We start from the raw sequence: 12,708 nt of genomic DNA on the forward strand, positions 1-12,708 counted from the left end.
GAACTGACGGCCAGTAGCGGAAGAACTCGTTGGTAGAACTCACTTCATGCCGCCCGATGTAGGCAGGTCGGCGTCAGCCCAGGCACCATATCCTCCCAACACGTCCGACACGTCGTTAAAGCCTGACGTTCGAAGCACACTGGCGGCCACCATTGAGCGTGAGCCGCTGGCACAGTAGGTAACGACTGGAATCGCTTTGTCGAGTGTCGCAAGTGAGTCAACGAGCGCCGGCAGCGGAATCTTGAGGGCGTCGGGGATGGCCCCTTCTTCCACTTCTGCCGGGCCGCGCACATCGACGATCTGTAGGCGCGATCCACGGTCGCGCAGTCCGGCGAGCTGGTGCACGCTCAACCGCGACGCGGCTATTACGAGATCCTGCCGACCCGCGACAACCTCTGCAAGGTCGCGTAATTGGCCAATGACGCGATCATATCCCACGCGCGACAGGCGGACCTTGGACTCGCGTGCGTGAACCGGGTCGCCAACGAGCACGATGTCGCGCTCCGATGACAACACGTTGCCCGCCCACTCGGCGAGACGTCCCTGCAGGCCGACATTGATCGCACCGCGGAGGTGGCCCAATGCGTAGTCGCCCGGTGGGCGGGTGTCCAGGAGAATCGCCCCTGCCGCGGAGTGCTGGAGCACGTCACCGATACCGAGGAGTGGCGGAGAATCGTCTTGAAGCAGTGGGTGGGCCTGAGCATTGCAATGCGACGCATACTCGAAGTACGGCGGTTGCACCGACTGCCCTTGGGTAACCGCGGCGACAAATCCGTCGACATCGGTCTTTTTCAGCGCATAGTTGGTTTCTTTTTGCTTGCCGATCGTCGAACTGGTCTCGCTTGAAAGACTTTTGCCGCACGAGGACCCGGCGCCATGAGCAGGAAATACCCGCGTGTCGTCGGGCAACTTCAGCAGCTTGTCGTGCAGCGATCGGTAGAGCGAGGCAGCGAGCTCTTCCGCGGTTATGCCGTCCGACGAGCAAAGGTCTGGACGTCCTACGTCGCCAACGAATAACGTGTCACCGGTGAGAACGCCGTAAGGTACCTCGTCGTCGGGATGCTCGTAAACGACGATCGAGATGGACTCGGGAGTGTGGCCGGGGGTCGAAAGAACCTCGAATATCACTTCTCCCAGTGCGATTCGCTGGCCGTCACGCAGTGGCTCGATCGGAAATTCAACATGCGCCTTGTCGCCGAATGAGATTACCGCCCCGGTGGCCCGTGCTAACTCCAAGTGACCGCTGAGAAAGTCTGCATGGATGTGGGTCTCGATGACTCGTTCGATGCGGAGCCCGTTTAGTGCCGCTTCCTCAAGGTAGATGCCGATATCCCGCCGTGGATCGACAACGACTGCGCGGCCGGTGGTTTCATCGCCGATAAGGTAAGACGCCTGTGACAGGCAGTCCAGATAGTGCTGGGTAAAGATCATCGGGTGGTCCTCCTTTAGTCCACTTCCGGTCAGAGGTCCTGAACTGCGGATACTTCGAACGGCACGCCTACCGCGTTGGCGGGGTGGGCTGACCGTACACGGCGACCACGACGGTGCGGTCTAGGCTGTTGTCCGACCACACCCCGATATTTGTGTTGGCGCAGTCCCGAATGATCGCCATGTCGTCGGGGTTGTAGTACCACTGGTTGACCAGTTCCAGGCTGCTGATGGCGATAGCCGGATTGATCGCTACCGTCTCGGCGGCTCTGCCGCGGAAGCCGGCCGCGTTGGCGCGATCCTGTGGTGTCGAACCATCAGATCCGTTATCGCCGTTGATGTTTCGATTGTTAAGCATGTCGTCGGCATGCCATTGCGCGGCCAGCGTCAGCGCATTGTTCCGGATGACGTCGTTGGTGCAGCCCGCCTGGTGCTGCAGGGTGTAGACGGCCGAGACGACGGCACTGTTGAGCCGCTTGTTGTCGGCATGCGCGGCCGGTACCGCTAATCCTGACGCCGCCGAAAGAATCACGACGACGGGCAGCAAGCGTATCCATCCGGTCATCTAACCTCCCCGAATCACACCGGGTCGAAGCGCGCGACGAGCCATCGGCCATTGACCTTGTCCAGCGTCACCTTGATGACGGGCTGGGTATCGGTGGGAGATCCGCCGCCAATCGTCACGGTCTGGTTGACGAACAGCAGAGCCACCGCATGGTCGGCGGCTGCCGAAACCGAGGACGCCGCACTCACTTTCGCCACCGACGAGATGCGCTTTTCTTTCGCACCCGGGATCACCACCTCGTGGATCAGCGCGGTGTAGGCGTCCTTGAACTCGCCGGTCAGCCGTTCGCGTGCCGCACCGAGATCCTTGTCGACCGAGTCCGCCCGGTACGACAGCAATGCGGCGGCGTCTTCGCTTGCCGCCCGGACCGATTCGGTGCGAGCCAGTGCCAGCTCATCGGATGAGCCGAGGACCCATCGGAAGTAGCCGGCGCCCAGCGCCAGCACCAATGCGATCGCCGGCAACACCCCGTAAGCAAGCACCCGCGACCACGGGATCGCCCGCCGCTCATGCGCGGGTTCCGCTAAGGCCGCATCCGTCGGCTCGATGGAATCTGTTGCCTCCTCGAGGATCTCCTCGTCGGGGGTGCCGTTCTCGATGTCGTCGCGAAGTGTCGTCATGGCACGAACACCACGTTCGACACCTTGGCGTCGTCGCCGACCGAGCGGACCTCGATGCGCATCCGCCATTCCCGCGGCGCTTCTTCGCCGCCCGCCGTCCGCGACTTCACCGCGACCGCGACCAGGACTTGGGCGGAGTCGCCCCGCTGGGATTCCAGACCGGCATCGGTGACCGTCCCCTCTGATTTCGACTGCGCCGCCTTGACGACCTCGGTGAACGGCTTGGCCCGCTGCTCGAAATCGTCACGGAACGCTCCGGTGGCGATGTCAAGGATTCGCTGCACATCCGCGTCGACCTCGGTGTAGTTGATCGACGTGAGGTTCACCGCGCCCTGGCGTGCGACCTGGACGAACAGATCGCGCTGCGCCTGGGCTTGATGCCTTTCGTAAGCGCGATATCCGACCCAGCCCGCCAATCCGCTCAGCACCGCCACGATCGCGGCACTGGCGACCAGCGCGGTCGCGACGCGCGAAAGGGGCCGCGGGCGAGCCCGGTGCCGCAAGCGGGCGAGCCGGCCCGTGGATTCGCTTTCAGTTTCTGCTGCCTCGTCAACCGGTGCTGCCTCGTCGACCGGTGCAGCGCCGTCGTCTTGCGCGCCGTCGTAGTCGTCGACTTCGGCAGTCGTTGACTCAGTGACCTTTTCGGTCTCGGGGGTGTCAGGCTCGTCGGTCATGTTTCTCCTTCACACTCCTAGGCTGGCGGCACCAGCAGCGACTGCCAGTTTTTGGCACGCGGGTGCGCCAAGTCGGATTCGGTGTAGCGCTTTCCGTCGGGACCTATGTAGTCACCGGTGGCCGGGTCATAGGTGGTCACGGAAAGCGGCGGGGTCGACGGCGCGGTGCCCCGTGGCAGTGGTAGCCGCGGATCCTGTCCCGGCGGATACATCGGGACACCCTGGCCCGACGTGGTGGCGTTGGGGTCGCCCTTCCAGTTGTAGCCATCGTTGAGCGGCACATACTCCTCGTCGCTCTCGCACATCTCGATGGTGGGAGCACGCTTGGCCGGCTTGGTCTCACACGGGATGTTGCGCACCCCACGCACATTGAACTCCGAATCCTGCGGCACCCGGCAGAACAGGTCCGCCGCCGGGCGATCCGGAGCATCGACGCTGGCCGGTGAACGGCGCTGCTGCGGGGGCAGATACCCCGTGGTGCAAGGTGGCGGCAAGTTGATGTTGAGGTTGAAGTCCAGTTGCGCGCCGCGATACTCCTGCTTGGTGTTCGAGCTCGGCACGATGATCGCGGCCATGGCCGCGATGCCCTGCGGAAGCAGCACCAGCAGTTGTTCGATGTCGTGGCGGTAGACGACGGCGATGTCGCCGAGGCTCACCAGGTTGGCGAACAACACCGGCAACGCCGGCGACACCCGGTCGAGCAATGCGCGGCCTTCCTCGATGCCGGAAGTGCCCTGCGTCAACAGATCCCGCACCGCCGCATCCTGCGCCTTGAACTGCGCCATCAGTGCCGATGTTCTACTGGCCCACGTGGCAATCGCATCCGACGTCTGCACCTGTGAGTCCAGCACCGCCGGGGACTGATCGATCAAGGAAGCGAGCGGGTCGATGGTCTGGCCACCCGCAATGGCCAACGTGGTTGATCCGTCCACGATCCGGGACAGCTCAGGACCAAGGCCTCCGACCGCCCGGTTGCTCTCGTCGATCACCGTACGCAGGTTGTCCCGCGGAATCGCTTGCAGCGCACGATTAGTCAGGTCGAGCAGGTGTCCGATGTCGACGGGCACATCGACGTGGCCGGCTGGAATGACGTCGCCGGCCTGCAGCATCCGCGATTGGGCGCCATCCTTGCCCTGTTGCGGGGTCAAGTCGATGTATTGCTCACCGATCGCCGAGCGGCTGTGCACCGAAGCCTGAACATCGGCAGGCACCTTGACCCCCGATCTCATGGCGAGTACCGCCCGCACCCCGGTGGCAGTGACCTCGACCGACTTGACCTGGCCCACGTCAGTGCCGCGGTAGGTGACGACCGAAGTCTGGTAGAGCCCGCCCGACTGGGGCAGGTCGACGGTGACGTTGTACTCCCCGATCCCGAATAACGTCGCGGGCAGCTTCATGAAGTTGAACGCCATTGCGCCACAAGAAACCACGGTCACCAGGGTCAACACGGCCAACTGGATCCAGGTTCTGCGATTGAGGCGCAGCATCAGTACCCCCCGAAGTGATACGGGTAGGTCAGCGGGTTGCCTCCCGTGACCGGGCTGGGCTGCATGCCGATGGTTCGCCCCCACAGCATTTCGAGTTGGGTCAGGTTCCCTTCCCACCGCGAGCCGGTGAAGAGCCCTTGGTCGATGCGGCTCAGGGTCAAGTCGACGACCAGGGTGAGGTTGGCATAGTCGCCGCGAAACCAGTTCCGCACCGTGGATGTCGGCCAGGGGTAGGTCGCCAAGCCGTCCAGGCCCCGGGTCAGCGAGGGGCCCGCGTCGGCAAGGGAGCGCAGTACCGGTGCGATATTGCGAAGATTGTTGACCAGAGACTCCCTGCTCTGGTGAATGGTGTCGGCCGCGACCGCGCTGAACTTGCCGACCTGGTCGATCGCATCGGCGATCTTGGCGCGTTCCGCCGCCAATACGGCAAGCGCTTTGGGCACCGTGGTCAGCGCCTTGTCGACGACTAGATCTTTGGCGGCAACCTGCCCCGCTAAGGCGTTGAGACTCTCGCTGGCCTTGACGATGTCGTCGGTCTGGTCGTTGGTCTTCGCGATGAACACGTCCAATTGGGTCAGCAGGCTGCGCATGTCGTTTTCACGGCCCGCGAATGCCTTGGCGATGGCCTGGTTGATCTCCTGCAACTGCCCAATTCCCCCGCTGTTGAGCAGGATTGACACCGACGCCAACGTCTGCTCGGTACTCGGATACAAGCTCGCCCGGGACAACGCGATGACCGATCCGTCTTTGAGTTGGCCGACGGGCGGCTCATCCTTGGGCGGCGTGAGCTCGATGTGCATCGAACCGAGCAGGCTGGTCTGGCCCAACTTTGCGGTCGAATTCGCCGGTAGCCGGACGTCGCCGTTGATGCGCATGGTGACCAGTGCGTGCCAATCCTGCAGCTCGATGTTGGTGACGTTGCCGACATTGACGTCATCGACCCGAACACGGGTGTTTTGCTGAATGGTGACCACATCGGGCATTTGCGCCTGGATCGTGTAGGCGCCCGGCCCGCCACCAGAAGTACCGGGCAGGGTAAACGAATTCAGACCACGCCAGCCGCACGCCGAAAGTGCGTAGATGCACACCAGACTCAGCACTACGGCTATCGCGCGTCTCATGACGGAGGCCCCGTCGGCAACATCAGGTTCTGCAGTACTTGGATCGAGCTCATCCCGGCATTCGGTGACGGCGCCTCGACCGGTGGCGGCTGATCAGCGAGCCCGGCCTGCCCGGGTAGCGGCGGCGCGTCCGGTGGCGGTGGCCCGGGTAGCGGCGGCACGTCCGATGGCGGCGGGTTTCCGGGCCGAAGCGAATCCTCGCTGTAGGTGATCTCGTTGGGCCTCGCCTGCGTCCCGACAAACGGGTTGATCCCTGCGGGAATGTAGTTGTAGATCCGGTTTTTGATGATCGGGTTGATGTACTGCAGGCACAGCTTCGACACCCGGGCCAGGCGCGCGCGGGACGCCGCTTCGATTGAGCTGCAAATGAACTGCGGGATGTCGGCAAAGTTGTTCAGCGCGATGATGCCGGTCATCGCGCTCTGAGCGGGCTGGTAGATGTTCAGGAAGTTCTGAAACACCGTCGGCGCGATGTGCAGGATCTGCTTGATATCGCCCCGGCTGTCGTTCAGCGCGGTGGTGATCGAACCGAGCCGGTCGAATGTGACGCCCATTGCTTCGCGGTTTTCCGCGAGGAAGTCGCGGACATCCGTCAACGCCCCGTCGAGACCCTTTAGCGCGCTGCCGATTTCATTGGGGCTATTCGTCAGCACCGTCGTCACGCTGGCCAGGTTCTGATTGAAGGCAGCCAGCAGATCGCTGCTGGAGTACAGCGCCGACACCAGCAGCTGCAGATTGCGCACCGTGCTGAAGATGTCGTCGGCGTGATCGCCGAGCGCCGAGATGGCTTGGGAGAGCTTGATGACGGTGTCGCGAGCGGTGTCTCCCTGGCCGCGCAGGTTGTCCGCGGCCGAGTTGACGAACTCGCCGACGGAGTTCACCCCGCCCGGGCTGGTGGGCTGCAACGCATCGGTCAGCTTCTCCAGCTGCCTGCGGAAATCGTCCCACTCGACTGGCACCGCGGTGCGATTCAGCGGGATCGACGCGCCGGGGCTCAATCTGGGCCCGCCGGAGTACGCGGGTACGAGTTGAATTGCCCGCGAGGTCACCAGCGAAGGCGACAGAATCGCGGCCCGCGCATCGGCCGGAACCGAGTACTGTTTGTCAACCGAGAACGTCACCTTAGAGCTGGCAGGCTGCGGTTCGATCTTGTCCACCACACCGACAGCGACGCCGAGGATCCGAATCTCATCACCCACGAACAACCCGTTGGCTTCGGTGAAATACGCCGAGTACGTGTTCCTTTCGACGTCTTGCCACAACTTCTTGCCGACCAGGAACGACGCCACGGCCAGCGTCAGCACCAGGCTGACCGCTGTTGCTTTGCGTACGGTGTCTCGACTCATGGTCATGGCCCGTCGAAATCGTGGGGCGAGGGCGGCGGGATGGTCCGCACCGGCGGCGTCGAGGGCGGCGGTGACGGCGGCTGCGACCACAGCGGGACCGGTGCGTTCTCCGGCGGCACGGGTGGCGTTCCGGTTGGCGGGTCCACCGCCTCGGAGGGCAGCTTTTGGTTGGGATCCAGGAAGCGGTCGTACATGTCTGCGTCGAGGACCGGCCCACCGATCTGGCCGGGAACCAGGTTGGCCACGTATGCCTTGAAAAATGGACCGGAGCCTAAGCATTCACCAAATGACATCGCGTATCGCTTGAACTTGGGCAGGGTCTTCTGGATATCTTCCTTACGGTTGTCCAGGATTTCGAGCACACCGTTGAGCTTGTCCAGGGCCGGCTTGAGTTGGGTTCTGTTGTCGTTGACCAGCCCGGAGATCTGATGCGACACCGCGGTGAGATTGTTCATCAGGGCGTCCAGCGAATCCCGCTCGTCAAGCAGTGCGGCTAACAGCGCGTTGGAATTGGACACCAGGCCTGCGATCTGCTGGCTGCGCTTGCCCAGCACCGTCGACACCTTGTTGGCATTGCCCAGCAGGTTCCGCAGCTGTGCGTCACGACCGTTGAGGGTGTCCGAGAAGCGGGCCACGCCCTCCAATGCGGGTCGTAGGTTTGCCGGCGTTTCCTTGAATGTATTAGCTAATGTTGTTAGGGCCGACGATAATTGGGCAGTATCCAGGCCGCTGATCGTGGTCGTCAGGTCGCCCAGCGCGTCGGGAAGGTCATAGGGCGAGTGAGTACGTGTCAGCGGAATGGTGCCCGACAGCTGCCCTTCCCCACGCGGCGTAAGCTCAAGCATCTTGGAGCCCAGGATCGTTTCGGTCTTGATCGCCGCCTCGGTCCGGTCGCCCAGCACGATGCCCTGGCGCACGGTGAAGCCCACCCGGACCTTGGTGCCCTCGAGCCGGATGTCGGAGACCCTGCCGACCCCCATCCCCGAAACCCGCACCGTGCTACCGGGTTTGATGCCACCCGCCTCCGGAAAATAGGCGGCGTAATCGTCCGTGTTCTTGACGAAGGGCAGCTTGTTGTATTGAAAGGCGACGACGGTCACGCAGGTCAAGATCGCGGTGCCCATCACCCCCAACATGAAGGGACTCCGACGGCCAAGCGTCTGCAGCTTCAGCTTCATTGCGGCGTGCACCGCCCGCTGGGCTGGTCCAAGAGCTTGACGAATATCGGGTTGCCCCCTTTGCCATTGACCTTGAGCAGGACTTCGCAGAAGTAGAAGCCGAAGTAGTCACCATTGAGACCCTGGCGGGCCAGCACCTGATAGATATCGGGGAGGTCCTTGAGAAGTTTGTCGAAGTAGTCGCGGTCCGAAAGCACCTGCCCGGACATGCGATCCGTCTCGTGCACCACGTCCTTGATCGGCTGGCGGGACTGCACAAGCAGATCGCTGACCGAGCTGGCCGCCGCGTTGATGTACGCCAGCCCCGTGGAGATGTCGTCCTTGCGCTGCGCCAAACCCTCCACGAGCTGGGCCAGCTTGTCCAAACCGTCGGAGAACTCGTGGTCGCGCGCGGCGAAGGTGTGCAACACGGTGTTCAGGTTGGTGATCAGTTCGCCGATCAACTCGCTGCGCCCGGCCAGCGTCGAGGTCAGTATCGAGGTCTGCGACAGCACGGAGGCTAGCGTGCCGCCCTGGCCCTGGAAGATGCGCAGCAACTGACCGGACAACGCGTTGACCTGATCGGGATCCAGCGCCCGGAACAACGGGCGGAAGCCCCCGATGAGTGCGTCGATGTCGAGCGCGGGCGACGTTCGCGCCAGCGGAATCGTTGCCCCCGCCGGCAGCCGGCGCGGCGGTCCGGGAGCTTCTTCTAGCGCGAGATACCGGTCACCAATCAGGTTTTCGTACCGCACGACGGCTTTGGTGCCCTCGCTGAGCCGTATTCCCCTGTCGATCGCGAAGCCGACGGTGACCGTGCCGTCGCGATGCAGGTCGAGGTCGCCGACCTTGCCGACCTCCACCCCGGCGATGCGAACGAAGTTGCCGGATTTCAGACCGGAGATGTTGGTGAAGACCGCAGAATAGTCGGTGCGGTCCTCAAAGCGCAGCTGCCCGAACACCGCGACCAACGTAAAGGTGAAGAGCAGGCACACCACCGTGAAGATCGCGACCCGCGCAATGATGCTTGACAGTTTTCTTCTCATGGCGGCGGCTGCCCCCCGCGCCAGAAGTAGCGTGGCGGCTCGGGAGGATTCTTGGTGGTCGGGAACCAGTTGCCCCACCATGGATTGCCAGCGGCCACGTTGGTGCGAATCTCGTTCGGCGCCGCACCCCAACCGGTGTCGGTGACCAGCGCACGCACCGGGAAGTTCGCGCTCGGGTCGGGCAGCGAGCCACAGCTGGGCCGGCCGCCCGGGCCGCCCGTGGCATTCACCTTTGGCAGGTGCTTCGGGTACCGGTACGGGTCGTCGCCGAAGAGCAGCGCGGCGTCGAGGATTACCGAATGCCCGTTGCCGCCCAGCGCGTCTCGGCCGCCATGGTCGACATACCATTGCGCACCCTGGAACAGGCACGTGTAGGTCGGCGAATACTTGTTCAGCAGAGTCAGCGTCGGGTCGAGCAGATTCATCGACCGCACGATGTTGGGTTCGTTTCTGCCGATGACATTGATGCCGGTCTGGCTGAAGCCGATCGCGGACAGCAGGAGCGAGTCGAGCGAGCGCTGGTTTTCGGTGAGGGTGGCGCTGGTGGTCGTCGCCGAGTCGAGGATCGACAGGATGTCTTGCGCCGCATCGGAATAGATGGCCGTGGTCTTGCCGAAAAGCTGCCAGTCCCGATGGATAGTGTCCATCCGCGGGTTGACGGTGAGCAGTATGTTGTTCGCATTGGTGATCGCCTGGCCGAGCCGGTCGCCCTTACCGCGCACCGATTGTGCGAACGCCGACAGGATCGAGTTCAGCTTCGCGGGGTCCAGCGCCTGGACCACGGATTGCAGATTCTGGAAAACCGTATTGACTTCGACGGTGACATTGCGGGAGTGCAGCACAGCGCCGGGCTGCAGACTTGTATGGCTGGCCTGCTCGGGCACGATCAAGTCGACATACTTGGATCCGAACGCGGTGGTCGACTTGACCTCGGCCTCGAGGTTGCTCGGCAGATACTTGAACGGGCCCGGGTCCATCTTCAACTGCAGCTGAGCCGCTTTCACGTCGGTGCCGATCGACGCGACCGTACCGACCGGCACACCACGCAACTTCACCTTGGCACCCGGTTCCATCACCAGCCCGGCCCGGTCCGACACCAGCGTCAACGGGATGAAGTCCGCAAACTTTCCGGAGAACGCCCCCGCGGTCACTGCGATCAGCCCCGCGACAACAATGAACAAGGTCGGCGCCCACCAGATGGGGTCAATCTTGCTGCTGCGGACCCTGTTTCGCCGTGCGGGTTCGTTCTCTCTGTGGTTGGTCATCCGGCTACCCCGACAGGTTGAAATTGCCGGACTGCCCGTAGACGGACAGCGAAATCATCAGGCACACAAACGCCGTGACGATCATCGATGACCGCACTGAACGACCAACAGCCTCTCCCACACCCGCGGGACCACCTGTCGCGGTAAAGCCGTAGTAGGTGTGCACGACCATCACACCTGTCGCCATCGTCAGCGCCGATAGAAACGACCACATCAGGTCGCTGGGACGCAGGAAGGTGGAGAAGTAGTGTTCGTAGACGCCCCGGGACTGGCCGTAGGCGTAAATCGTGAGGAACTTCGCCGCGATAAACGACATCAGGACCGCGACGGCGTAGAGCGGGATCACCACCAGCACGCCGGCGATAATCCGGGTGGATGCCAGGTAGGTGATCGACCGGATGCCCATGACTTCCAGAGCATCGATCTCTTCGTTGATGCGCATCGCGCCCAGCTGCGCGGTCGCACCGGCACCGATCGTGGCCGCCAATGCCAGCCCGGCCGTGCAGGGCGCGATCATACGGACATTCAAGAATGCCGATAAGAATCCGGTCAGCGCCTCGACGCCGATGTTGGACAGCGTGTCGTATCCCTGCACGGCGACAAGAGCGCCGGTCGTCAAAGTTAGGAAGCCGATGATGCCGACGGTGCCGCCGATCACCGCCAATGCGCCGGTGCCCATGCCCATCTCGGCGATCAGCCGCAGCAGCTCGTTGGGGTAGCGCCGAACCGCGTCGACGGTGGCAACCAACGACTTTCCGTAGAACTCGGTCTGCTCACCCAGCTTGCGGGTGCCAGCAACCAGTCTCGGGCCAAAAGTGTCCAACCACGATGGCCCGCGTGCGAGATCGGTCATTTGGCAGTCACTTTCACTCCGAGCGCGGTAGTCACGATGTTGATGAAGAACAAGGCCATGAAGGAAAACACCACGGTCTCGTTCACCGCGTTGCCGACGCCGGTGGGGCCGCCGCCCACCGACAAGCCCTTGTAGCAGGCGATCAAACCGGCAGACAGCCCAAACAACGTCGCCTTGATCAGCGAGATCACCACCTGCGGAAGCCCGGTGACCAGTGTCATGCCCGCAATGAACGCTCCGGGTGTCACGTGCTGGACGAACACCACGAAGATGTAGCTGCCGGTCAGCCCCGTGACCGCGACGACCGAGTACAGCAGGACCGCGACGAAGGTGGCAGCAATGATCCGTGGAACCACCAGTGCCTGAATCGGATTGACGCCGATGACCTTCATCGCGTCGATTTCCTCACGGATGGTGCGAGCGCCCAAGTCGGCGCACATCGCCGTCGAACCGGCGCCCGAGACAACCATCGCCGTGACAACCGGCCCGACCTGCGTCACCGAGGCCAGCCCGGCCCCGGCGCCGGACAAATCCCCGGCACCAATCTCGACGAGCAGAATGTTGAGCACGAACACGATCAGCACCGTGTACGGAATCGACAGCATGATGGTCGGGAAGATCGATACCCGGGCAACAAACCAAATCTGTTCGAGAATCTCGCGCCAGGCCCACGGCCGGCGCAGCGCAGTCACCAATGCTTCGGCACTGAGCATGAAGAACTCACCCAGCGCGTTCATCGGCTTCGCGACGATCGCGCCGTTCATAGAACCTGCCCAGACCATCGACGGCCCATTTGGCTCATGCGGTCCCCCAAATTCGTAATGCCTTTTACCCGCTGGTAACTGTCCGACCCAGAAGGATCAGCATTGTTTACATGTGGACCGCACTGCCTGTTTGCACACATAGAACATCGGTGCAATTTACGGGCACAGCGATACCCAACGTTAGGGTTGCAATCAACCAGAAGAAATCTGGCGGATGGCGATAACGTCCGACGGACGTTCGTGCCGAATCGCTAGCTGAGCAGCATCGGAGAAGCGGTCTCGCGCCTGAGGGAGGACCGCGGCGACGGCCCGGCCAGCGGTTCGCGAAGCGTGCAATGGAAAGGGCGCGGCGACAGCAGGAATCGATAAAAGACCGTTCACC

General features: G+C 62.9%; 12 protein-coding genes. All 12 read right to left on the minus strand.

The features are described 5' to 3' along the window. Positions 1–39: 39 nt before the first annotated feature. On the minus strand, positions 40–1,431 hold the full coding sequence (locus DB708_RS22360) for an MBL fold metallo-hydrolase (RefSeq protein WP_108925673.1): 1,392 nt from the start codon (positions 1,429–1,431) through the stop codon (positions 40–42). Between the two features lie 67 nt (positions 1,432–1,498). Further along, positions 1,499–1,993 (minus strand): CAP domain-containing protein, encoded by a 495-nt coding sequence (locus tag DB708_RS22365; RefSeq protein WP_108925674.1) that lies wholly within the window; start codon positions 1,991–1,993, stop codon positions 1,499–1,501. A 14-nt stretch (positions 1,994–2,007) separates the two neighbouring features. After that, positions 2,008–2,613 (minus strand): hypothetical protein, encoded by a 606-nt coding sequence (locus DB708_RS22370; protein WP_108925675.1) that lies wholly within the window; start codon positions 2,611–2,613, stop codon positions 2,008–2,010. Next, a complete protein-coding gene (locus DB708_RS22375) occupies positions 2,610–3,287 on the minus strand; it encodes a tetratricopeptide repeat protein (protein WP_108925676.1) in 678 nt (225 codons plus the stop codon). The genes DB708_RS22370 and DB708_RS22375 overlap by 4 nt, the downstream gene beginning before the upstream one ends. A gap of 17 nt (positions 3,288–3,304) precedes the next feature. Beyond that, positions 3,305–4,774: an MCE family protein gene (locus DB708_RS22380; RefSeq protein WP_108925677.1), complete on the minus strand. Its 1,470-nt coding sequence runs from the start codon at positions 4,772–4,774 to the stop codon at positions 3,305–3,307. Beyond that, positions 4,774–5,895 (minus strand): MCE family protein, encoded by a 1,122-nt coding sequence (locus DB708_RS22385; RefSeq protein ID WP_108925678.1) that lies wholly within the window; start codon positions 5,893–5,895, stop codon positions 4,774–4,776. The genes DB708_RS22380 and DB708_RS22385 overlap by 1 nt, the downstream gene beginning before the upstream one ends. After that, entirely contained in the window at positions 5,892–7,247 is a 1,356-nt protein-coding gene (locus DB708_RS22390; protein WP_108925711.1) for an MCE family protein, read from the minus strand. Before DB708_RS22390 ends, DB708_RS22385 begins: the two co-directional genes overlap by 4 nt. Then, complete coding sequence (locus tag DB708_RS22395) at positions 7,244–8,419, minus strand: MCE family protein (protein WP_110980746.1); 1,176 nt, start codon at positions 8,417–8,419, stop codon at positions 7,244–7,246. Before DB708_RS22395 ends, DB708_RS22390 begins: the two co-directional genes overlap by 4 nt. Then, positions 8,416–9,444: an MCE family protein gene (locus tag DB708_RS22400; RefSeq protein ID WP_108925679.1), complete on the minus strand. Its 1,029-nt coding sequence runs from the start codon at positions 9,442–9,444 to the stop codon at positions 8,416–8,418. The genes DB708_RS22395 and DB708_RS22400 overlap by 4 nt, the downstream gene beginning before the upstream one ends. Next, positions 9,441–10,709: an MCE family protein gene (locus DB708_RS22405; protein WP_108925680.1), complete on the minus strand. Its 1,269-nt coding sequence runs from the start codon at positions 10,707–10,709 to the stop codon at positions 9,441–9,443. The genes DB708_RS22400 and DB708_RS22405 overlap by 4 nt, the downstream gene beginning before the upstream one ends. A 4-nt stretch (positions 10,710–10,713) precedes the next feature. Beyond that, positions 10,714–11,562 carry an ABC transporter permease gene (locus DB708_RS22410; RefSeq protein WP_108925681.1) on the minus strand — a complete coding sequence of 283 codons (849 nt, stop codon included), beginning with the start codon at positions 11,560–11,562 and terminating at the stop codon, positions 10,714–10,716. Further along, positions 11,559–12,326: an MlaE family ABC transporter permease gene (locus DB708_RS22415; protein WP_108925682.1), complete on the minus strand. Its 768-nt coding sequence runs from the start codon at positions 12,324–12,326 to the stop codon at positions 11,559–11,561. The genes DB708_RS22410 and DB708_RS22415 overlap by 4 nt, the downstream gene beginning before the upstream one ends. Positions 12,327–12,708 lie beyond the last annotated feature (382 nt).

Origin of the sequence: Mycobacterium montefiorense, from assembly GCF_003112775.1 — a bacterium.
GTDB classification, from domain to species: Bacteria; Actinomycetota; Actinomycetes; order Mycobacteriales; family Mycobacteriaceae; genus Mycobacterium; species Mycobacterium montefiorense.